Below are 22,398 nucleotides of genomic sequence, written 5' to 3'. Positions count from 1 at the left end.
TCATCCATAGACGAGATTCTTCTTCTATAGCATGGGCAGATATAGCGCACGATATGCTCCGAATTAGAAAGGAATTCCTTTAGGCCCGGGTCAGCCGGACCCAGCTGGCAATAGATAAGACACAGAGTCCGAAGGCCACCGCACCTGCAGCTGTCAGAATACCGACGATCCAGCCGAGCCAGGCCAACCCCAGCGTGAATCCCATAAGAATACCAATCGGGATGAACAACATCCGAACCATCATTGAACCTGCAAGATGCAGCGCCTCCGTGTCATACGTTATAAGCTGAACATAATCGGACGTGGCAAAAACATCCCAGGAACGATAAAACATCACCGTCAACATGATGATTAATAACGCACACACAATGACATTGACCGGAAAAGGTGGTAAGGCAACTGCTGCGATGGATAGTCCGCCAAGCTGCAGATACAATTTCATCGTGGCCGAGTTCCGGAAAAATGCCTTGAATGCAATCTCCGCTGTCCGATTCGCGATGGAACGATTACGTAACAGTTTACGCGGTTTACGGAAGATGATGGACCGTGTTCGTGGGGCTTTCGGCTTGCTCACCGCCCGGCTTAACATTAGAGCTGTAAGCTGCAACCTGCTCCGCAGATCCTCCCGCACATCCCCTTCAAACGTTCCCTTCATCAATAGCCTCATCTGTCCAACTGTAATTAGAAGAAGCATGATAATTACGATTCCAAAACTGATTTTCCACGTCTGTCCATGCATCCATGATGTCGCATTAATGGTCATGTAACCTATGCCTATGACGAGAGGGATCATCTGAATCCAGCGCCGCCATCCTGTATGTCGAACCTTTGTCATATGTAGTGTTATGGCTTGGAATGAAGCTACTGCACCAAACCAGACAGCCATAAGTGCAATCTGGAGATTCGACATCTCATATACACGGGACAACAGGGGAGCGGTCAGCGCTGCAATCAGGATCATTTTGCCCAGATGTTGCAGACAGGACCGGTAGAGCCCTTGCCTCATTAACGTGCGCATCCACAATGGCCTTGATTTCAAAAACAATACATCCGCTTCCTCCACAAATATCAACACACCCCCGGTGAGCATAACGACGTCAATCAACCCGGTCAGTACGGGGAGCGGTAATCCTGTCGCCCATGCAGGCAGTGGTTTGGTCCACAGACTCGTGTACCACCCAATCAGATAGAGCAGACCCGGAACAAGCAGGTATACCCACACTGTCCAATCCACGACGAGTCTGAGATTTTTCATCTGTTCCTTGAAATGCTCTTTACGTCTTCGTCTGTATAAACGAAGTGGGGTATAACGCTGGGAAGTTTCCATTCTCTCTCACCCTCTCTCTATCTAAGACGTCAGTACATCGAAACAGTCAAACAAAGAGGCTTCCGACAATCCTGCCGCTTCACGGATCTCATCCAATGTTCCCTCGGCAGCAGATCTGCCCGAAGCAATCAGAATAAACCGGTCGCAGATTCGTTCAGCGGTATCCAGTACATGCGTAGACATAAGCACACCCGCGCCGCGGCGACGTTCATCATCAAGTAATTTTAGAAAATCCTTGGTTGCACGAGGGTCCAGTCCGATGAAAGGCTCGTCCACAATATAGATATCCGGTGAAGACAGAAATCCGATCATCAGCATCATTTTCTGCCGCATGCCCTTTGAAAAACTGGCTGGAAGATCATTTCGAACATGGTCCATACCGAAACGAACCAACAGCTCCTCCGCTCGGGCAACAAAAGCTTCTTCCTCCATTTCATACGCCGCTGCGGCCAGATCAAGATGTTCCCATAGCGTCATATATTCATAAAAAACCGGTTGCTCCGGGATATAGGCATAACGACCATCTCCCCCAATCGTCACTTCATAGTTCGCATGCTCCAGCAGACCAAGAAGCGTTTTGATTGTGGTACTTTTGCCCGCACCATTTGGTCCGATAATACCTACCAGCTCTCCTCGCGCCACATTCATCCGAATATTGCGTATAGTCGATTGTCCCGGCTCGTATCCTGCCTCTGTAATATGTACGTCCAATATGGACTCCTGTATAGTTGTACTGTTATATTCCGTTCCCATATCATTCACTCCCTGTTCTAATCGGGTGTTTATTTCATTCTTTATGTTTTATTGTAATCGAGTTGCGGGCTGTGTGTTTGATCATTTTGAGCATTTCTATATAGATGGGTAGGCTTCGTTACCAAAAGCTGATGATTGTGCTCTTACAACAGCAGATTCAAGCAGACCAGAATCTTTAACTCCAATCTGCTCTCCAGGACTGTAACGCTTAATCATAGCGTCGTTGATCGCAATAACCTCTTGAATACTCAATACCGGGTCATACTCACCTATCCTTGAGACCTTTCAAGGTTTGATCATAATCACCCATCACATCAGCCAATGTATCCATAAAATCACTACTGATTCCGTTAGGCAAATTAACTTTTGCAGACTTTTTAATAATAATCTCCCCATTTTTATAATAAAAAGAAGCAGGGGTTCCGGAGCCCCTGCTTCTTCATATTACAGTGAAAATCTCATATTACCGATTTGTCTCCACCACAGATGTAGTTTCACTCTCTGCATCCGCATCCGCATCCACGTTCAGATCCAGATCCAGTGCTCCGCGGCTTTCATTCGCATAGCTGCTGTTGTCGTGACGCTCGCTGTCTTTCACGTTGCTGTTGCGTTCAGATTGAGTCCATGTTGCACTCTCTCCCTCCGCTTTCGCGTTCAGACCCAGATCCAGTGTGCCACGGCTTTTTTCGCTCGCATAGCTACTGTTCACATTACGCTCACGGTCATTCACGCTGTTGCTGCGTTCGGATTGAGCCATCATTGCACTCTCTCCTTCTGCTTTCGCGTTCAGACCCAGATCTAGTACACCGCGGCTTTCGCTCGCATAGCTGCTGTTCGTGTTACGCTCTCTGTCTTTCACGCTGTTGTTCCGTTCAGTTTGAGCTACTGTAGCACTCTCTCCTTCAGCTTTCGCGTTCAGACCCAGATCCAGTGCTCCGCGGCTTTCGCTCGCGTAACTGCTGTTCACGTTACGCTCACGGTCATTCACGCTGTTGCTGCGTTCGGATTGAGCCATCGTTGCACTCTCTCCTTCTGCTTTTGCGTTCAGACCCAGATCCAATGCGCCGCGGCTTTCGCTCGCATAGCTACTGTTCGTGTTACGATCGCCGTCTTTCACGCTGTTAGTGCGTTCAGATTGAGCCATTGTTGCACTCTCTCCTTCTGCATTCACGTTCAGACCTAGATCCAGTGCGCTACGGCTTTCGCTCGCATAGCTACTGTTCGTGTTACGATCGCCGTCTTTCACGCTGTTAGTGCGTTCAGATTGAGCCATCGTTGCACTCTCTCCTTCTGCTTTTGCGTTAAGACCTAGATCCAGTGCTCCACGGCTTTCGCTCGCAGTGCTACTGTTTACGTTACGCTCACGGTCATTCACGCTATTGTTGCGTTCGGATTGAGTCCATGTCGCACTCTCACCTTCCGCTTTCGCGTTCAGACCCAGATCCAGTGCTCCACGGCTTTCGCTCGCATAGCTGCTGTTCACATTACGCTCGCCGTCTTTCACGCTGTTATTGCGTTCAGATTGAGTCCATGTTGCACTCTCACCTTCGGCATTCACGTTCAGACCGAGATCCAGCGCTCCACGACTTTCACTCGCATAGCTGCTGTTTACGTTCCGATCATCGCCGCCTCGTGAATAGTCGCTCATCGTTGTACCTTCTCCCGACACATTGGCATTCAGGCCAAGGCCCAGCGTGCCAGAACTGTTACGCTCAGCAGTGTGATTGGAAGAACGATCATTGTATCGGTTCATACTCTCGGAAGATAAGCCGGCGTTAAGGCCAAGATCCAGATTCAATGCTCCAGTTGTACTGGATGAACCTCCGTAGCTACCATTGTTCCCGTGACCTGTGTCACGGTGTCCTGACAGAAGAGATCCCAACTCCAGACGCAAACCTGCATTCAGATCCAGATTACCACTGCTGTTATTGCTATAGCTATCTGCGTAAGTTGCCTGCGAAGCTCCCAGCAATCCAGCCACCAACGTACCCGACAATACCGACAATTTTACCCAACGACTCACTTTTTTCATGATTATATACACTCCTTCTCAATTTTGGTTGAATTAACGCCATTGTTGCCTATGAGAAAGAGGTATATTGCGGCGGCCGCCCCGGCGGTGCCTGTGACCATTGACTGAACCCATCGAGCCGTTCCATTCGGAAAGCAAAATCGTAATCTGGCGTAACCAGACCCGTTGCTGCTCCCGGAAGTGCAGCGGCTGGAGCGGTTGCTCCACCTCCAGTTACACCGGACGAACCGGAGCTTGTCCCTGCGGAAGCATTAGCTGCTCCGGGAGAAGTTGCTGCAACAGACCAACTGGTTGGTCGTTCTGTACGAGGCTGCAATGGAGCTGTTGCATCGACATCAACTTGTTTCAGATCGGCTTCCTGGTTACTCTGCACTTGTTCAGTGACAGCTGCTTTAGCAGCTGTCTGATCTACGAGGAATAACTCGTTATCGGGCAAACCTGCATTAACATCCGAATCCTGCGTCAGATCGGTTACTTCCACAGGCAATGCCTGTGGGACAACAGGTTGTTCTGGACGTACTTCTGGTTCCGGTGTGACCTCCATCACTTTGCCCGTAACCTGTACTGAGTCTTGTCCTTGCTCGTTGTTCTGAGATGCGACAGGATTTGCGAGCGCACTCGTATTGGAAGTTTCAACATTCGGTGTTTTGACGAGCGTCGGCTTTTCCGGAGTGACTACAGGCGATTCCGGCTTCACACTTGGAATCTCCACCTTTTCCTGATCAGGATTGAGTTCAGCGGATACGTCTACAACTGGAACTTCTGCTTTCACAGAAGGCAACTGTACATTTCCCTTACTCAGAACCACACGGGATGAAGAGATATTGACCGAAGTAACTTCAGGCACATCCACCTTCACGGAAGGCAATTCAACCTTACCCTGCCGAAGATCTGTTTTCACAGCAGACGTCTCTGCCTTGATCACATCGGGTACCTCTGCGGTAACGCCAGGCAAGGAAGCTGTACCTTCGTTGAGGTTCACCTGACTGCTTGATACATCGGCTTTGATCACCGGTGTATCCGCCTGTACAGACGGCAGTTCGACGGTTCCCTTCTTCGCATCAATCCCAATCTCTGATGTTCCGGCCGATCCAAGCGGTGTATCTACTTTTAGCTCAGATACACTCAGCTTACCTGTCGATTCATTCGCTTTGATCGAAGGAACTTCAACATCCAGCAGTGGTGTGGATACCGATACTGACGGAGTCAGGTTCAACATCTCATCCGAATCACGTGAAAACAAATTTAGCGACAATCCGCTGGAAGGTTTTTCAGAAGATACCTGAGCCTCGTCTGCGTATACATGTGACGATCCAAACCCCAGCATCAAAGTCCCGGCGAGTATAGCCAGTGGTATGCTTCCAAGACGCACAATCGATTTTGGTAACTTTACATTCAAGTTGCTTCACCCCCTTTCCGCTAATGCGTTGGTGGGACAAGGCATATGAGTTTTCCCCTAGGAATAATTAGAATACAGGGATTTCTGCCTGTTCCTCATTAAACGTGAAGGCGTTTACTCAAACGCTTTATAATCATAAACTTAAAATTTGAAGTAAATTCAAACCTTCATTTCAACTGTTCTAACCTGAGCAGATCCGGCCTGTTTTCAGTCGCCTGCAATCATCGTCTTGGCTTCAATGGAGCCAGTCAAATCGGCTTTTTCCCCGCTACGTTTCATCAAATAAATCAAACCAAGCAGGGTCATCAAAATGCCTGAACAGACAAAAGCCGGCACTACACCAAATGAGGTGACCATAAATCCGCCTACCACCGGGCCCATAATATTACTGGCTGTCATCACGCTGCCTACCGTTCCAAACACCCTGCCTGTCATCGCCTCAGGTGTCTGTTCCTGCAACAGGATCTGAAAGGGGACAATTGCAAACCCAATTCCAACACCTGCCAGGGCAAAGAGGGATACTAACAACAGATTGGCACCTAATCCGGCGTGCGGCCAAATCCCAACAATAACTCCGGCTCCGCCGATAACCAGACCCATGAGTATGGTGCCCAGACCCATTTTCAAAACATGCCCTGCATGCTTCCACTTCCGTACACTCATCGCTGCAATTAATGTACCTGCGCCACTTGCTGCCACGCACCATCCCAGCAGATCAGTTGAAATTCCGGGAAGTTGTCTGAATAATACCACAGTCTGTGAATCGGCAAATTGCAGAAAAAGTATGGCTGAAGCAAGCAAAATCAGAGACGTTCCTACATGAGGGAGAGATGCAAGCATGCGGATACCCTCCAGTGTTTCTTTCCAAAAAGAGCCTTTTGAGCGGTTGCGAACATCTCCAGCTGGCTCTTCCTCTACTTCTGTTACGTTATGAATTGCGGTTTGGATCACCCGAGTTCCAGGAATCCACAATAAAATGATGCCGGAGATCAGAAAAGAAGCTGAATCGAGAACAAAACACCAGGTAATACCAAAAGCGGCTACCAGCAGTCCACCAAGCGCTGGACCAATAATTTTGGACATCTGTTCGATCACCGAGCTGATGGATACAGCTTGGGCAAGCTGTTCGCGAGGTACAATTTCCTTCAGCTTTCCGTTTTTGGCCGGAGAGAAGATTACATCAAACAGGGATTTGAGGACAAGCAGTATGTAGACGTGCCAGATCTGGTCAGCAAAAATTAACGCACCCACGATGATGATCCGTGCACCATCGGCTAAAATCATCAGCCATTTTCGGTTCAGGCGATCTGCAAGCGTGCCTGCGAATGGCCCTGTCAACAGAATGGGTAGTGCTGCGGAAAGTGTGACAAATGTAATCTCCCATGGCGTTGCATTCCAGCGGATACCCACGAGGGTCAGAATTGCGAGCAGATGCAGCCAATCACCCAGATTGGAAATGGCCTGTGCCACCATCAATGTTACAAAAGATCGGTTATTCTTCAGCGGTCGTTGTCCTTCAAACGTTAAATCACTTGTCATCCTTCTTCTCCTCCATTATATTCCAATTCATAGTATGAACTCATTATATAGAGCAGCCCTTGACTCGACCTCCTGCCAGAGGCGGAGAAAAAGCGACATCTGAAGGATAATTTTTCAGCATGACGAATGATCAAATTTTAAATGCTAAAAATGCAAATCTTGTGACATATCGCATGTTTTTCGTAGAAATAGAAGTTTACAATTAAACCATGGCGACAACCTGAATCGTCAAACATAACTAACCAACTCATATAAGTTGAAATACTCTTTTACATGAACAGCATAACGGAGAGGACAGAAATAACCTGAAAAAGCGAAGCGTTCACCTAAAAGCTTTCTGAAAGAAAGCTCCATCGGAAGCATACGCTATCACCGGATTTTACCTTTGAAGAATATTTCAAAAATCTGGGGATAACAGTGATTGGAAGGTTGTTCTGTCCTCGTAGTGGTAGGTTGTAACTTTATCATTTCAACTTATAAACTAATCTGAAAAGGCGGGATCAGCATGCTGGAATTACAAGAAATCGGAACCGAACGTTCACTTCATCTGTACCGCACCTTGGCCCAGACATTCAAGAGCGTGAATGAACACGCTGTATCCGGAAGCAAAGTGCATGGCTTCAACCCCACCGCATACGGGGTGCTCGAAGTGTTATATATGAAAGGAGCTCAGCCGATTCAACAGGTTGGCGCGCAACTTCTGCTGCAAAGTGGTAATGTGACCTATGTGATCGATAAGCTGGAGCAAAAAGGATTGTTACACCGTAAACATTGTCCGCAAGATAGACGTATCATCTTTGTGGAACTGACCGAAGAAGGACAGCGCACCATGGATGACATCTATCCAGGCTATGCGTTGAAGATTGATCGGGCGGTAAGTGGACTGAGCGAGGAAGACAAGGAATTGCTGTCTGAACTCTTGGGAAGGCTTGCACATTCTGCAGACCGTTTATCAGCGAGCAGCTAGAGCGTATCTTCAAACCTGTCGAAAGCCGGAGCGGAACAGAATGTACTGGAGCAGCTATGGAGCGGGAGCGCTAACGCTAACGAACCTGTGACGTCTTATTCAGGGGTCTGAAGCGCTCGCAGCATTTTAAGGAATCTGACACACGCTATCTTTGAATAAACAGCCGTTTACAACGTGTTTTTCAGGTTATTTCGGGAAATAAGTTGTCTCATGTTCCTTACAATTGAGAAAGAGGAGCAGAAGGTCAAATAAGACGTCCTCCGTTCCTTAGAAATTCGTCTGGACGATTCACCAGGATCAGCCAGCCTGTACTTCAAAATGCTTTAGACCCGGGACATCCCCCAACATATCACTTGCCTGAGTTTGAAGATGTAATCTAGTCCACTGCACGTGTGCCAGCAACAAAAATAACCGGATTTGCCTGACATCGGCGAATCCGGTTTTTCGTATACATATCTTCTTCTTACTTTGAGCCTTGGGGCTGCGTTGGAGCATCTGCATCTTCGGGTACGATCAAACGTTTGCGTAGAGCAAGCGTCGTTACCCACGAGATCAGTGCAATGACAAACATGATCACAAACAGGGAATGCAAGCTTCCTTCCAAAACGTTACGCAGCAACGCCCATTTGTCATCCGATAGGGCAGCATCCGTATGTGGAGCGAGAAGCTCGTTCAGATCATTTTCCGAAATTCCGGCTTCTGCCAGATTCTGCTCACTGGATAACGTGGAGATCCGATAATTCAACCAAGTGCCAAAAGCCGCTGCACCAATCGTCTGTCCCAACGTACGCATGAACGTGTGCAATGCCGTAGAGGAGCCACGCTCCTTATATCCTACAGAAGACTGCGCAATAATGGTGAAGATCGTAAAAGCAAAACCGAAACCAAGACCATAAATAAAGGTCAATACAAATAGCACAGCCTGCGGGGATGTCCCGCCAACCAGAAAGAGTCCACCCGATCCAATCGCAATACCGGTTAACCCAATCAATGCGGTCATACGTGATCCAATTTTCATTAACAGACGGCCTGCCATCACACTACCAATGAGCCAACCCACCGACATCGGTGCGAGCAGCAGCCCGGATTCCGTCGCATTACCTCCCCGAACCCCCTGCACCCAGAGCGGCAAATAACTGGTCAGGCCGATCATCAAAGTACTGGTCAGCAGTCCAGCGATATTCGCCACACGGATGTCCCGAATTCGGAACAGATGTAGTGGAACCATTGGAGCCTGAGCTCTTTTTTCCACCACGAAAAATAAAATGATAAACAGAGCGGCGACCACACTCAGCACAACAATCAACGGAGAACTCCAGGCATAATACTGCCCACCCGCCGACAGGACAAATAACAATGCGGTAATGCCCACCGTGAAGGTCAGTGCACCGACATAATCAATCTTGGCCGTACGTGGAGAGATATCTTCCTTCAGATAACGAAATACAAACCACATCGCGAGCAGACCAAACGGCACATTAAAACCAAAGATCCACTGCCAGCCGAGATTATCTACAAAATAACCACCAAGCAGCGGTCCCGCCAGAGAGGAAATGCCCCACACGGAGCTAATCCATCCCTGGATTTTGCCACGTTCTTCAATCGCGTAGATGTCCCCAATAATCGTAAATGTAACAGGAACTACCGCACCCGCACCAATCCCTTGAATAGCACGGAAAATAATCAATTGCTCCATGTTCTGCGACAGACAGCACAAGAGTGAACCCAGTAAAAATAACGCACAGCCAATCAGAAATACAGGCTTTCGTCCATACAAGTCACTGATTTTACCGAAAATGGGCGTACTCACAGCCATCGTCAACAGGTATGCGGTGAAAATCCAGCTCAGCAGCTGTACACTCCCCAGTTCACTGACAATGGTCGGCCCTGCCGGACCAATTACGGTGCCTTCAATCGCTGACAGAAATGTCGCAAGCAACAGCCCCGTCAAGATGAAACTGCGCTTCAAACCTCCAGTTGCATTCACACAAACCCTTCTCTCTTCATTCTCTATATAATTGGTACGTTAATTTACACCTCTACTACGAACCAGCACAAGCTTCCGATGTAGCTTTCTTTCAGAAAGCTTTAAAGGCGAACGCTTCGCTTCTCCAGCTTTGTTCTGTTTCTTCGTTTACGTGTATTTAAAAAAAATCATATATTGTCTCTTTTATTTACCTTTCTTACGAAGGAACTCATCATACAGCATTGAATACATCACCATATCCTTATATCCGGTGGACGTATGTTGCACCTGTCGCAGCAATCCTTCACGTGTGAAGCCGCGGTTTGTCAGGAACTCGCCGGAAGCCAGATTACGCGGATCAACCAGCGCTTCAATTCGATTAAGACCCATGGTCTCATATCCAAAGGGCAGCAATGCGGAGAAAGCCTCCGTCATATAACCATGTCGCCAATAATCACGTCCCAGCTCATAACCAATCTCACCCCGGAATGCGCCTTCAAGCTGCCATGTGTTAAAGCCACAGCTGCCGATGAGCTTGCCTGTTTCTTTAAGTTCGATCCCCCAGCGGATCGCATCCTCTTCTCCTGCCATTTGGTTGAGCAGTCCAATCATGTCCGCCGCTTCGCTTGTCCCAATCATGGGTGCAAGATTCATGTAACGGGTCACCTCGCGATCTGACCAGCATGCGAACATCTGGGCCGCATCCCGGCGACGCATTTTACGCAGACGAAGCCGCGCAGTCTCCATTTCGGGAATTCTTCCTTTGCATTTATACATATAAAGACACTCCGATCCGATCTATCTCCGCAGACCATAATATTCACTAGTCATCTAATCATAACCTGCGCCGAATGGCAACTGTTCAGTCATGGACACACGTCAAAAAACCGGGCCAATTTCGCTCCCGGTCTTGTTGTACGTATGGAACTATTCAAGTTTGAGTGAATTACGGAATCATGGCTTGTCCTAATGAATTTTAAGCTTTGGACGTTTTCTTGCCCTTCCCCAGTAATTCATCGCTAACCCGGCCAAACACAGCCGTGATTTCCTTGAATTCTTCGATGCCAGTCCCGGTCAGGCTCCATTGGTCCCCGTGGGCGGTCAGGAAGTTCTCCTGTGTCAGGTGTTCAAGCTCCTGCTTGATCTCCCGCTCTCCAACGCGATATCCCCGTTCTTCCAATAGGGGCAGTGCCTCGCTAACGTTCAAATCCTGATTTTGCGCGAAATGTAGTAGATGAATCCGTACAAAAAGATTCTGTACCTCTGCATGCATAAGCCAAGCTCCTTCCCGGGTTATAGCCCTCCGTGGTTGCTAAGTAATTACCCCGCGCAAGAAGCTGAGAAACAGGAGGATTCTTCAGGTATTCCCTTCCCTTTCCGAAATCCTCCGCTTGACTAACCGCATCCTCTGCACTATCTTGAAAATAAGTACCATTTTGCTCGGGAGGGTGATTTACCATGTTTCAAGCTGTTTCCTATGAAGGAACACGAAGTGAGCAGCACACCGCCGTCCTGGGACAGTTAAGTGCTCTGATCCGCGATGAACCTAGTGCGATTGCCAATCTGGCGAACGCTGCTGCGCTGCTCAATGTATTTATGACCGACACCAATTGGGTCGGCTTCTATCTGTATGATGGAAAAGAACTGGTCCTCGGACCATTCCAAGGACTGCCTGCCTGTATCCGAATTCCACTGGGACGTGGTGTATGTGGCACATCTGCTGCGGAAAAACGTACCCTGGTCGTTGATGATGTTCATGCCTTCCCAGGCCACATTGCCTGTGATGCAGCATCGAACAGTGAGATCGTCGTACCGATTATCAAAAACGGCGAGCTGTACGGGGTGCTGGATATCGATAGCCCGATCAAAAACCGTTTTGACGACGAAGACCGCGTCTTCCTGGAGAAAGCCGTAAGCCTGCTCACAGAGCAGTTGGAGGCAACCATACCTCTTTAGGAAATGATGAATAAGGTGATTGGAGTCTCATCACACACGATGATGAAGAACCCGTAATAACAAAGAGCGCAGTCCTCTCAGAGGTCTGCGCTCTTTGTTATCCATTATGATTCACACCCATGTTCTTGCTCGCCCATGTTACTTTATGCATTTAGGATAAATCATGTTCCGCTTTAATCATCATCCCATCCCGCAGGAATTCAGCCAGCCTCGGATGGTAACCATCATACATCTGACGGAAATTTTTATGCTCTACATACAGATTGGCCAAATCCCGATAGATCTCAGCGGTGGGTGTATAATAACCTTTGATCCATTCAAGATGCCTGCCAATAATCTGTTGTACTTTCGCACTACCGGGCTCCAATCCATCCTCAATGGCCTGTTGCAAGTCCAGATGAACTTGATCAATTTTCGCCTGGGAATCCAGATAATCTTCTTTTGACTTCATCTCCTGATTTTCAGGCAATGTGGATGAATTGGAAGATTGGATGTCGGACCTCTGAGCATCGTCTGTCTGCACATGGTTCATATCATTAGTGACTACAGCTTCAGAACCCGATTCATTCAGCAACTGGTGACGCCCCTTATTTACAAAACCGATATAAAGATCATGTTCATCAATTTCCTGTTCACCTTGCAAATGAGAGATCGTTTTGTCCAGTGTCTGAATCAATCCATGCAGACGGAGTGCCTTCTCCAGAATATCAATGCGATGTTGCTTCATGATGCGTATGACATCCTGAGGATTATCCCGGAGCATCGGGGCAATCTCATTCTCCTTCATACCTACTTCCTTACAGAAAAGGATTTGCTGGAGTCTCAACAATTCCTGCTTTTCATAATAGATGTCCTCATCTACATCCCCAAATGCCGGATTCAGAAGACCTGTCTCCGCATACTGGCTCAGTTCGTTCAGACTTACGCCTGACATTCCCGATACGTCAACCATGGAATATGCCATTTGAATACACCTCCTGCCTGTCCTGCAACTCCAGAGTTCAGGCTTAATTCATACTGCATTGTATTTGAATAATGAGAGAATATAAGACTTTCGGCAATGCTGTACCGCTTCATTCCGCTCGTGCTCTGGATGGGTACATCATGCTTCAGTGATATGAGCGGCGGTTGGTCAGTTATGTTGCGGTATGTTAACTATGTTATACCCGTCTCATCAGATGTGAACCCGCAGTCGGCGAAGAATCCGCATGTATTTTTGAAAACTTTTTCCATGATCTTCATATAAAAAAACCTGTGCCATTATTCTGGCACAGGCGTGTGTGGTTATGTTTTCATTGGCATACGGTATATTGAGTAAAATAATGGAAGATACTCACCCTTTGTTAAACATAACAAATTTCAATTCCGTCATTTCCTCTACAGCATATTTTACACCTTCACGTCCGATACCACTCTGTTTCACCCCACCATAGGGCATGTGATCCACTCGGAACGTCGGAATATCATTAATCATAACTCCGCCTGCTTCAATCTGATCGACAGCATGGAGGGCGGTATGGATATCGTTTGTAAATACGCCTGCCTGAAGCCCGTATATCGAATCGTTAACATGTTCAATACCCTCTTCAACGGAATCTACCGTATTGATCACAACGATGGGTGCAAACACCTCCTGACAGGATACCTTGGCATCACGCGGAACGTTAATCAATACCGTTGGACGAAGAATGCCTCCTTCAGCTTGACCGCCTGCTGCCACCTCAGCCCCTGCCTGTTTGGCTTCTTCAATCCAGTCGAGTGTACGCTGTACATCCTTGGAGGTAATCAGCGCAGAGACCACCGTATCCGGGCTCAGCGGGTCTCCGACCACCACTTGTTTAGCCGCTTCAGCCAAACGCCGGATGAATTCTTCCGAAATATCACGATGTACGTAAATCCGCTGTAGCGAGATACATACCTGTCCCTGATACGTGAAAGCTCCCGTCACACAGCGAGGAACCACTTTATCCAGGTCTGCGTCCTTATCCACAATCACCGCTGCATTCGACCCTAGCTCCAATGTCACGCGTTTGAGTCCTGCTTTGCTACGAATGCTCGTCCCTACCGCTGGACTGCCTGTAAACGTAATATGAGCAACACGGGGGTGCTCCGCAAGCACATCACCAATCGTTTTGCCATCACCGCTCACCACGTTCAGTGCACCATCCGGCAGTCCGGCTTCCTGAAGCAGATTAGCGATGTAATAGGAAGACAGAGGCGTCTGTTCCGCAGGTTTGAGTACGATCGTATTGCCCGCTGCCAGCGCTGGGCCTACTTTGTGGGCTACCAGATTCATTGGAAAATTAAACGGCGTAATCGCACCGATGACACCTAGAGGTTGCCGCATCGTATAACCGATACGTCCTTCTCCACCTTTGGCTGCATCCATCGGAACCGTCTCTCCGGTCAGCCGCTTGGCTTCCTCAGCGGCAAAACGATATGTTTCCACCGTCCGGTCAACCTCGGCCAGTGCTGCCGTAATCGGCTTCGCCGCTTCAAGCGCTATGATTCGCGCTGCTTCTTCCTTGCGTTCTTCGAGCATGGAGGACAACTTGTACAGAATATCTGCACGCTGATGTGCAGGCATCTGGCGCATTGCCTTCCCAGCCTGAACGGCAGCTGCAATAGCAGCCTCCGCTTCCTCGGCTGAAGCCGACGAGACTTCTGCGAGCGTTTCCCCGGAGTATGGTGCTTGAAGTGTTTTATAATCTACGGATTCGGTGGGTTTGCCACCGATAAACAGATGTTGTTTTTTCATATGCTGCATCCTCCATCCTTTTAGAACCTATTGAACTTAATCTATTTATACACTATTTCCGTGCCATCAACCCACTACGGTATTCGGCAATCATAGCTTGTAACGTACCTGATGAGCCATTGTGGCGATCTTGAGCTATTGCATTATAAAGGATTTCACAACCTATTTAACCGTCAGGACGGGGCATTCTGCATGTTTTAACACGCCATGACTGACACTGCCCACGATCATCTCTGCGAGCATGCCTTTCCCGCCGGTACCCATCACAATCATTCCACAATCTCGTTCACGCGCCACACGGCAGATCTCATTAACGGGATCACCTGCAATCAACAGCGTTTCATATGCAACGTCACGCCCTGACAACTGATTAGTCACCGGTTCTATAATATGTTGCCCTTCTTCGGCAATCCGAGCTTCCAGATCAACACCCAATGCAGGTTCATTGATAGAGATAGCCGGATTCACATGCACGATCAACAGACTTGCGGGTTGTTTCATATTTTCAGCTAGGATCAGTGCTTGCTCCAAAGCCTTATGCGCATGATCCGAACCATCAACAGCAACCAATATACGTTTCAGCATTGCAATTCCTCCTGTGAATTAATGAGATGTAATGGCGGAATCGATATCCCGCAGATGATGACGGCGTACCAGCAGTACCACGACTCCAATCAGTACCATTAATGCGCCAAAATAAAATGGTGTTTCTGGCAGGAACCACTCGGACAATTTACCCGCAAGCCATGGAGCAAGTGCACCACCCAGGAAACGAACGAAGCTGTATGCAGCAGAAGCAACAGAACGCTCCACAGGTGCAGCTTCCATAACAGCCGTTGTAATCAATGTGTTGTTAATCCCAAGGAAAATCCCCGCTACAATGACTGCAACAATTACGGTAGTTGGTGAACCCATCACCGTACCTACTGCCATAACAACCAGATCAATCGCGAACAATGTAAGCATGACACTCATGGACGGAACCGATCCGAATCGGCGTTGTAATCTTGGTGCCACGAATACCGACGTAATCGCCAGCATCAGTCCCCAGCCAAAGAATACATAACCCAAGCCGTGCTCATCCAGATTCATGACATATGGTGAATAAGCCATCAAGGTAAAGAAACCAAAGTTATACAGGAAGGCGGTAATCGCCAATGTTTTCAGTGAAGGATAACTTAATGCTTTAAACGGATCGGACAAAGAACTGCGTGTTTTCGGTTTGGCCATCTTGGGCAACATAAATGTAATGCTGATAAAGGCAATCGCCATCAGAACAGCCACCCCATAAAACGGGCCACGCCAAGAGATGGAACCTAGCTCACCACCAAGCAGCGGTCCAACCGCAATCCCGAGACCAAGCGCTGCTTCGTACAAAATAATTGCCTTGGCTGTCCCTGACGTGGACAGTCCCACAATGGCAGATAACGCCGTTGCGATGAACAAGGCATTCCCTAGTCCCCAACCGCCACGGTAACCGACCAGTGCACCTACCGTGTCTGAGGTACCGCCGAGGAATGAGAAGATAATAATCAACAATATGCCGCTGAGCAGCGTCCACTTCACACCAATCCGGCTGGATACGACACCCGTAATCAGCATCGCTACACCGGTTACAGCGTTATAACTGGTAAATAGCAGCGACACCTGGCTTTTCGAAGCATGTAGCTGATCTGCAATCGCGGGCAGGATCGGGTCAACCAGACCCAGACCCATAAAGGATATGATACATGCAAAGGCAACCGCCCATACTGCTCGCGGCTGGGATAACAGGCCCCCACGTGATGACGGCAATTCATCCGGTAATGATGGCTCTCTTTTCATACGTAATTCCTCCTGTGAATAATTTATGTGGTTAAGCTTTATATTTGAAAACGACCGTGAAAATAATGAAAACATTCTATACATTTTCAGAATTAGAGGTAACAAAACGGCACAAATGACACCGAAACATCCGGTGTTTGTACAGGATCGCCACAGGTACTATGGTGCTCACTCCATGTAGCGATTATGTGTATACAGTTTTGTTTATTTGAAAATAGATGCTAATTCGGTTAGCCGTCTTCATCACCCTGCGGATCATGTGCCTGTAACTTCTGAATACCGCTCCGAACGCGTTCACGCAGCTCTTCCAGTTCAGTCTGTACGGCATGTATGCTCTGAAGTTTCTGCTCAATCAGTTGCAACTGACCATCCAGCGTTGTTTCCATCGCGGTAAGCTTCTCGATCCGTTCTCTTACTTCGGTCGTCTGCTGGTAGTCAAAACGTTGTTCGTTCAAGGCATCTGCCGTTGCCACATAGGTATGTAACTCCTGAAGGGAGAATCCAAGTACCTCTTTGGCGCGAACCACCTTTTTCAGATAATCGATATCCTCCCGAGTGTACAACCGCGTCCCGCCATCTGTCCGCTGAGGTGAAGGCATGACACCAATCTCTTCATAATACCGAATGGTTCGCTTGGTCAAACCACATTCCTTGGCTACGTCGTCGATTTTATATAAACTCATTCCTTCACCTCTTCCATATGACTATAATGTTATGTACATAATTATATATAATATTAACATTAACGTCAACGTTAGATTTTACACATAAAGTCTTAGCGAGTTGAACATCGACTTCCATTCTCTATCTTCAACAAAAAAAGACCCGCTTCACACGCGAGTCTTCCTCTCTACACTATTCATTCATTTTACCTTAAACGTTCTGCTCATTCTGTTGCTGTTGTGCACGCTGCATTTGCTTCAACCGGCCTTCAACTCTGGTAAACAATCTGAACGTATAAAATCCTGTAGCAACCAGACTCAGCACCAAAGCTCGTACATCTGTAAGCCAGAAACCGATAATGCCGAATATCGTGATAATCACACCAAATTGCATCATCAGATTGGCGCTATAACTTTGCGCTTCGTCCCATAACTCGGGATTACTCATTGCACGCGGGGTCCGATAACCATATATTCCGTTAATCATTTTCGGTGGTTTTTTGAACACCATGAACCCCAGAATGAAATAACACACCCCAATGATGATCCCTACTACTGCTCCTGTCAAAACGTTCTCCCCTTCACTGTTGTCTTCCATAGAGCTGCTTACACTAGCACTCCGATGACAGAATAACCTGCCAATCACTGTTACCCTCAGATTTTTGATTCCTTATTGAAAGGGGAAAATCCGGGGATAAAGGCGAACGCTTCGCTTCTTCAGGTTATCTCTGTCCTCTCCGTTCTCGTGTAAATGTCTAGTTAGACTTATCTACATAAAAATATAAAAACGGCTCTACGTATATACGAAGAGCCGCCTGGATCGTTTCGTAAACTTAGATATTCTTCACACGAAGTACACGCATGGCGTTCAGGACAGCTAGCACCGTGACACCGACATCCGAGAATACCGCTTCCCACATGGTAGCTATGCCAAACACACCGAGTAACAGGAAGATCGCTTTAACTCCCAGAGCAAACGCGATATTTTGCCACACAATCATTCGTGTACGCTTAGCAATGCGGATTGCACTCGCTAGTTTCGACGGTTCATCGGTCATGATGACCACATCTGCCGCTTCAATCGCGGCATCTGAACCAAGTCCACCCATGGCCACACCCACATCGGCGCGTGCCAGCACAGGTGTATCGTTGATACCGTCACCGACAAACACCATTTTTTCCTTCGGAGATTTGGCAGCTTCCAGTTGTTCCAGTCGCTCGACTTTATCCTGTGGCAACAATTCAGCGTAGACCTCATCCACACCCAGCTCACGTCCTACCGCTTCACCTACGGCTTTGGCATCACCTGTCAGCATGACCGTTTTGCGGATGCCGAGTTTCTTCAGCGCCTGAATAGCCGCGGCTGCGTCATCCTTCACTTCATCGGCAATGATCAGATGACCAACATACGTGCCAGCTTCAGCCACGTGGACTATCGTTCCAGCCGTCTCTGGTGTGGTATAGGTTATACCTGCCTGCTTCATTAATTTGGCGTTGCCTGCCAGCACTTCCCGACCATCGACGCTCACCTTAATCCCATGTCCGGCAACTTCGTCATAACCTTCAACACCTTGCGTGGGAATGGCTTTGGCCCAAGCTGCGCGAATGGATTCAGCAATCGGATGATTGGAATTGGCTTCGGCAATGGCTGCAAGCTCCATCAGTTCTTCTTCCGTGCGTCCACCTTCGGGATGAATGGCTGTTACTTTGAATACACCTTTGGTTAGTGTACCCGTTTTATCAAAAACAACAACTTTCACATCGTTCAACGCTTCAAGGTAGTTACTGCCTTTGACAAGAATCCCGTTACGTGAAGCTGCTCCGATACCACCAAAGAATCCAAGTGGAATAGAGACCACGAGCGCACAAGGGCATGAGATAACCAGGAAGACCAATGCACGATAGATCCAGTCAGCAAATGTTGCACCACTAAGTATCAACGGCGGAACAAATGCAATCACGGCTGCAAGGATAACAACAACCGGTGTGTAATAACGAGCAAATTTACTAATAAAATGTTCTGTTTTCGCTTTCCGACTGCTCGCGTTCTGCACCAGGTCCAAAATCTTGGATACCGTTGATTCACCAAACGTTTTGGTTACTTCAATCGTCAACATACCATTCTTGTTCACAAATCCACTCAGTACATCACTTCCAGGCTCCAGCTCACGAGGTACGGATTCACCTGTCAGAGCAGAAGTGTCCACCATGGAACGCCCAGCTCTAACGATACCATCCAGTGGTACTCGCTCTCCTGCTTTCACGACAATACGATCACCAATCCGTACGTCTTCCGGAGATACACGACGGGTCTCGTCACCCGAACCCGTCAGGATATTCGCGTAGTCCGGGCGAATGTCCATGAGTGACTGAATCGACTTACGTGACCGATTAACCGCCATGCCCTGAAACAGCTCCCCGAGCTGATAAAAGAGCATGACCGCTACCCCTTCCGGATACTCTCCAATGGCAAAAGCACCCAAGGTAGCGACGGACATCAGGAAGTATTCATCGAATACCTGACCGCGGATGATGTTTTTGGACGCCTGGAGCACGATATCTCCCCCGGCAATCAGATATGCGAGTGCATATAGAGTAAACTGTGCCCAGCCCTCCAGCGGCGACCAGATCGCAGCTGCGAGCAACACAGAACCTGCAGCAAGACGAGCAAGCAACACTTTTGTCTGGCCTGCACCATGTTCATGCGAGTGGCCTGCATGGGCATCATCATGGGTATGGCTGTGATCATGCCCAGCATGACCCCCGTGCTCATGTGTATGATCATGGTCATGTGCGTGACCATGTTGATGTTGATCATGAGTATGCGAGTGTTTGCCATGTGAATGTGAATGTCCATGATCATGTCCGGTATGGTCATGACTGTGGTTATTTGCACTACCTGTACTCCCTGTATGGGTGTGCACATGTCCGTTCACGTGTTTTCCTTTTTCCGAAATGCGAATATGCGGCTCCAGCCGAAGCACTTTGCGTTTTGCTTCTTCCACTACCTGTTCATCCATATCGGAAGTGGTGTGTAGCGATAATGTTTTGGTAACAAAATTGACAGAGCATTCGTTAATGCCCTTAATTTTTTTGACGCCATTCTCAATCTTCAATGCGCAGTTCGCACAATCCAGTCCATCAAGCAGCAGTTCCCTTTTCACCTGTTCCTGTCCGGTTCCCATGTGAATTCTCCCCTTTGCAGTACAAAAACGATGTTATATTTCAATTGTATTCAATATATGATCACTCATTCATATGTTTGGTTACCCCTATTATATGCACGCCTAAACATGAGTGTCAACAATCGTTGTTGATTTTTCATACAGATTATGCTAATAGTAATCATTTCGCTTTAGGCGGGTTTTGGATATAATAGAGCTATAGTTAAACTTTTGCATAAATCCGAACCAGTGAATTCCAATCAACAACAATTAGATCGAAATGGTTTTATTCGTCTAGTTGTTGTACTTACCAAATGGTTAAATCGAATTATGCAAATGTTGAGTTAACATAGGCGGTGATAGGAAATGGAACAACCGGTTAAAGCACCAAGCGAATGTGATGCAGCCTGCTCAGGTACTGAAGCCGACGTGCAGACGATTCGTACTTCACTCATAGATCGGGAGACGTCTTCCGAGATGGCAGATTGGTTCAAGGCATTCAGTGACCCCACACGTCTACGTATTATTGATGCGCTGTTACAGAAGGAATTATGTGTTCATGACCTGACGGTTCTGCTCGACATGGGACAGTCGGCCATTTCACACCAGCTGCGTTCACTCCGCAACATGCGGATCGTCAAGCGGCGCAAGGAAGGTAAGACCGTGTACTACTCTCTGGATGATGCTCATATTGAGCAGATTTTCCTGCAAACGCTCCAACATATTAAACACAGCTAGGCAGCAGCCAAGCTTGTTCATGCAGAAGAACCCCCGCCTTCCGGCTGTATGCCGATGGACGGGGGTTCTTCTTGGTAAGGGTACCGTTTTATACAGGATACAAAGTGACTATATCTTCTGATTAACTATCCATTGGAGCTTGCCACTTTGGTCATAAAAGATTGTTCTTGTTCGGGTCGTACAGGCCCGATCTGTCCTTGAACCAGTTGAAGATATGTGATACACATACTTTGAGCACCGCGTATCCTGGAACAGCGAGCAGAATGCCCACGACTCCAAACAGATTACCCGAAGTCAGAATGACAAAGATAATCGTGATAGGATGGATCTTCAGCGTTTTGCCCATGATCTGTGGTGAGATGAATTTACCTTCAATTAACTGTACGATCGTCCATACGGCAACCATTTTCAGCAGCATCACCGGAGAAGTGACGAGTGCCACGATCAATGCTGGTGTAATCGCAATTGCAGGTCCCAGATACGGAACAACACTTGTGAACGATGCGATAATTGCAAGAATCAATGCATAATCCAGACCAATAACCATATAACCGATGTAGAGCAGAATACCGATGCAGAAGCTGACGATAATCTGTCCACGAATGAATGAACTGATCTGGTGATTGATGTCTTCCAGCACATGCATTGCGCCCGTACGGCTCTTGATCGGCAGGAAAGACAGAATTTTCGCTGGCAGCTTCTTGCCGTCTTTCAGCAGATAGAACAGAATGAATGGAACCGTTACGATAGACAGCACGGTCTCAGTGAAAGCTCCGAGGAATCCGCCCAATTTGGTCCAGGTCGAGTTCAGAATTTCAGTAGCCTTTTGGGAGATTGTTCCCCACCAGTCCTGCGAATTCAGATTCACCGTTTCCTGGAACTGACCGAACAATTTACTGCCCGTAAGCTCCTCAAACTGCTGTTTTACCGTCTCACTGTAGGTTGGGAAATTTTCAATCAGCCCCACAATCTGGTTACGCACAACCGGAATGACCGCCAATACTACGACTGTCAGAATGCCTCCAATCGCAAGATACAGGATCAGAATGGACCAGCCGCGCTTGATTTTCCACCTTTCCATCACGTCCACAATCGGATTCAGCAGATAATAGAGTATGCCTGACAGAATAATAGGTAACACAATTGTTTTGATGAGTACTGCGAGCGGATGAAGAACAAAGGATACTTTGGTCAGAACCATCACGTTCAGTCCCACCAACAGCAGAATCAGCAGAAATAGAACAAACTTGTTGTTAAGAAAAAATCGCTTGAACCGCTCCGGCCAAACGCGGGGTTGCTCAGGTTGCTCCATA

The 22,398-nt window shown here is 47.8% G+C and carries 19 protein-coding genes; 3 read left to right on the top strand and 16 right to left on the bottom strand.

The features are described 5' to 3' along the window. Window positions 1-79: 79 nt before the first annotated feature. The 5 genes from CXK86_RS30495 to CXK86_RS30465 form a co-directional block, all read right to left on the bottom strand. Window positions 80-1,327: an ABC transporter permease gene (locus CXK86_RS30495; RefSeq protein WP_076254750.1), complete on the bottom strand. Its 1,248-nt coding sequence runs from the start codon at window positions 1,325-1,327 to the stop codon at window positions 80-82. 21 nt (window positions 1,328-1,348) lie between these two features. After that, window positions 1,349-2,080, bottom strand: coding sequence for an ABC transporter ATP-binding protein (locus CXK86_RS30490; protein WP_076254753.1), 732 nt, complete (start codon window positions 2,078-2,080; stop codon window positions 1,349-1,351). A gap of 463 nt (window positions 2,081-2,543) precedes the next feature. After that, the gene (locus CXK86_RS30475) at window positions 2,544-4,112 is read right to left on the bottom strand and encodes a hypothetical protein (RefSeq protein ID WP_101315047.1); all 1,569 of its coding nucleotides are present in this window, start codon (window positions 4,110-4,112) and stop codon (window positions 2,544-2,546) included. Between the two features lie 49 nt (window positions 4,113-4,161). Continuing rightward, window positions 4,162-5,511: a hypothetical protein gene (locus CXK86_RS30470; protein ID WP_076254757.1), complete on the bottom strand. Its 1,350-nt coding sequence runs from the start codon at window positions 5,509-5,511 to the stop codon at window positions 4,162-4,164. 207 nt (window positions 5,512-5,718) lie between these two features. Further along, entirely contained in the window at window positions 5,719-7,050 is a 1,332-nt protein-coding gene (locus tag CXK86_RS30465) for an MFS transporter (RefSeq protein ID WP_076254759.1), read from the bottom strand. Between the two features lie 505 nt (window positions 7,051-7,555). Between CXK86_RS30465 and CXK86_RS30460 the strand changes: the two genes are divergently transcribed. Next, a complete protein-coding gene (locus CXK86_RS30460; protein WP_017690799.1) occupies window positions 7,556-8,017 on the top strand; it encodes a MarR family winged helix-turn-helix transcriptional regulator in 462 nt (153 codons plus the stop codon). Between the two features lie 463 nt (window positions 8,018-8,480). Here the strand turns inward: CXK86_RS30460 and CXK86_RS30455 are convergent, their stop codons facing one another. The 3 genes from CXK86_RS30455 to CXK86_RS30445 all read right to left on the bottom strand — a co-directional run bounded on the left by CXK86_RS30455 (window position 8,481) and on the right by CXK86_RS30445 (window position 11,256). Beyond that, the gene (locus CXK86_RS30455) at window positions 8,481-9,986 is read right to left on the bottom strand and encodes an MDR family MFS transporter (protein WP_083685188.1); all 1,506 of its coding nucleotides are present in this window, start codon (window positions 9,984-9,986) and stop codon (window positions 8,481-8,483) included. A 201-nt stretch (window positions 9,987-10,187) separates the two neighbouring features. Further along, on the bottom strand, window positions 10,188-10,760 hold the full coding sequence (locus tag CXK86_RS30450) for a GNAT family N-acetyltransferase (protein WP_076254763.1): 573 nt from the start codon (window positions 10,758-10,760) through the stop codon (window positions 10,188-10,190). A 199-nt stretch (window positions 10,761-10,959) separates the two neighbouring features. Next, window positions 10,960-11,256, bottom strand: a complete 297-nt coding sequence (locus tag CXK86_RS30445; RefSeq protein WP_076254765.1) for a hypothetical protein — start codon at window positions 11,254-11,256, stop codon at window positions 10,960-10,962. A gap of 185 nt (window positions 11,257-11,441) precedes the next feature. On the opposite strand from CXK86_RS30445, the gene CXK86_RS30440 reads away from it, so the two are divergent. After that, window positions 11,442-11,939, top strand: coding sequence for a GAF domain-containing protein (locus CXK86_RS30440; protein ID WP_036614172.1), 498 nt, complete (start codon window positions 11,442-11,444; stop codon window positions 11,937-11,939). A gap of 151 nt (window positions 11,940-12,090) precedes the next feature. Here the strand turns inward: CXK86_RS30440 and CXK86_RS30435 are convergent, their stop codons facing one another. From CXK86_RS30435 to CXK86_RS30405, 7 genes are all read right to left on the bottom strand, one after another. Then, window positions 12,091-12,903 (bottom strand): MerR family transcriptional regulator, encoded by an 813-nt coding sequence (locus CXK86_RS30435; RefSeq protein ID WP_101315046.1) that lies wholly within the window; start codon window positions 12,901-12,903, stop codon window positions 12,091-12,093. Window positions 12,904-13,272: 369 nt separating this feature from the next. After that, window positions 13,273-14,697 carry an aldehyde dehydrogenase family protein gene (locus CXK86_RS30430; protein ID WP_101315045.1) on the bottom strand — a complete coding sequence of 475 codons (1,425 nt, stop codon included), beginning with the start codon at window positions 14,695-14,697 and terminating at the stop codon, window positions 13,273-13,275. Between the two features lie 162 nt (window positions 14,698-14,859). After that, window positions 14,860-15,282, bottom strand: a complete 423-nt coding sequence (locus tag CXK86_RS30425; RefSeq protein WP_101315044.1) for a universal stress protein — start codon at window positions 15,280-15,282, stop codon at window positions 14,860-14,862. A gap of 18 nt (window positions 15,283-15,300) precedes the next feature. After that, window positions 15,301-16,521, bottom strand: a complete 1,221-nt coding sequence (locus CXK86_RS30420; RefSeq protein ID WP_062837652.1) for an MFS transporter — start codon at window positions 16,519-16,521, stop codon at window positions 15,301-15,303. 230 nt (window positions 16,522-16,751) lie between these two features. Further along, window positions 16,752-17,204 carry a helix-turn-helix domain-containing protein gene (locus CXK86_RS30415; protein ID WP_101315043.1) on the bottom strand — a complete coding sequence of 151 codons (453 nt, stop codon included), beginning with the start codon at window positions 17,202-17,204 and terminating at the stop codon, window positions 16,752-16,754. 190 nt (window positions 17,205-17,394) lie between these two features. Continuing rightward, complete coding sequence (locus CXK86_RS30410) at window positions 17,395-17,751, bottom strand: SdpI family protein (protein WP_180361902.1); 357 nt, start codon at window positions 17,749-17,751, stop codon at window positions 17,395-17,397. Between the two features lie 265 nt (window positions 17,752-18,016). Then, window positions 18,017-20,368 (bottom strand): heavy metal translocating P-type ATPase, encoded by a 2,352-nt coding sequence (locus CXK86_RS30405; RefSeq protein WP_076254777.1) that lies wholly within the window; start codon window positions 20,366-20,368, stop codon window positions 18,017-18,019. A 345-nt stretch (window positions 20,369-20,713) separates the two neighbouring features. Here CXK86_RS30405 and CXK86_RS30400 point away from each other — a divergent pair, with 345 nt between their 5' ends. Continuing rightward, window positions 20,714-21,085, top strand: coding sequence for an ArsR/SmtB family transcription factor (locus CXK86_RS30400; protein ID WP_036614212.1), 372 nt, complete (start codon window positions 20,714-20,716; stop codon window positions 21,083-21,085). Window positions 21,086-21,236: 151 nt separating this feature from the next. Here the strand turns inward: CXK86_RS30400 and CXK86_RS30395 are convergent, their stop codons facing one another. Continuing rightward, the gene (locus CXK86_RS30395) at window positions 21,237-22,397 is read right to left on the bottom strand and encodes an AI-2E family transporter (RefSeq protein ID WP_036614215.1); all 1,161 of its coding nucleotides are present in this window, start codon (window positions 22,395-22,397) and stop codon (window positions 21,237-21,239) included. Between the last annotated feature and the right edge of the window lies 1 nt (window position 22,398).

This window comes from Paenibacillus sp. BGI2013, assembly GCF_002843485.1.
Lineage (GTDB): Bacteria > Bacillota > Bacilli > Paenibacillales > Paenibacillaceae > Paenibacillus > Paenibacillus amylolyticus.
The sequence above is the reverse complement of the archived record's forward strand: the minus strand, read 5'-3'. Positions and strand labels throughout refer to the sequence as shown.

Excerpts from the sequence above, each read along its gene's own strand:
- CXK86_RS30420 (WP_062837652.1), bottom strand. The coding sequence starts at position 16,521 with ATGAAAAGAGAGCCATCATTACCGGATGAATTGCCGTCATCACGTGGG.
- CXK86_RS30415 (WP_101315043.1), bottom strand. The coding sequence starts at position 17,204 with ATGAGTTTATATAAAATCGACGACGTAGCCAAGGAATGTGGTTTGACC.
- CXK86_RS30490 (WP_076254753.1), bottom strand. The coding sequence starts at position 2,080 with ATGGGAACGGAATATAACAGTACAACTATACAGGAGTCCATATTGGAC.
- CXK86_RS30400 (WP_036614212.1), top strand. The coding sequence starts at position 20,714 with ATGGAACAACCGGTTAAAGCACCAAGCGAATGTGATGCAGCCTGCTCA.
- CXK86_RS30450 (WP_076254763.1), bottom strand. The coding sequence starts at position 10,760 with ATGTATAAATGCAAAGGAAGAATTCCCGAAATGGAGACTGCGCGGCTT.
- CXK86_RS30405 (WP_076254777.1), bottom strand. The coding sequence starts at position 20,368 with ATGGGAACCGGACAGGAACAGGTGAAAAGGGAACTGCTGCTTGATGGA.
- CXK86_RS30460 (WP_017690799.1), top strand. The coding sequence starts at position 7,556 with ATGCTGGAATTACAAGAAATCGGAACCGAACGTTCACTTCATCTGTAC.
- CXK86_RS30430 (WP_101315045.1), bottom strand. The coding sequence starts at position 14,697 with ATGAAAAAACAACATCTGTTTATCGGTGGCAAACCCACCGAATCCGTA.
- CXK86_RS30435 (WP_101315046.1), bottom strand. The coding sequence starts at position 12,903 with ATGGCATATTCCATGGTTGACGTATCGGGAATGTCAGGCGTAAGTCTG.
- CXK86_RS30465 (WP_076254759.1), bottom strand. The coding sequence starts at position 7,050 with ATGACAAGTGATTTAACGTTTGAAGGACAACGACCGCTGAAGAATAAC.
- CXK86_RS30445 (WP_076254765.1), bottom strand. The coding sequence starts at position 11,256 with ATGCATGCAGAGGTACAGAATCTTTTTGTACGGATTCATCTACTACAT.
- CXK86_RS30395 (WP_036614215.1), bottom strand. The coding sequence starts at position 22,397 with ATGGAGCAACCTGAGCAACCCCGCGTTTGGCCGGAGCGGTTCAAGCGA.
- CXK86_RS30440 (WP_036614172.1), top strand. The coding sequence starts at position 11,442 with ATGTTTCAAGCTGTTTCCTATGAAGGAACACGAAGTGAGCAGCACACC.
- CXK86_RS30495 (WP_076254750.1), bottom strand. The coding sequence starts at position 1,327 with ATGGAAACTTCCCAGCGTTATACCCCACTTCGTTTATACAGACGAAGA.
- CXK86_RS30475 (WP_101315047.1), bottom strand. The coding sequence starts at position 4,112 with ATGAAAAAAGTGAGTCGTTGGGTAAAATTGTCGGTATTGTCGGGTACG.
- CXK86_RS30425 (WP_101315044.1), bottom strand. The coding sequence starts at position 15,282 with ATGCTGAAACGTATATTGGTTGCTGTTGATGGTTCGGATCATGCGCAT.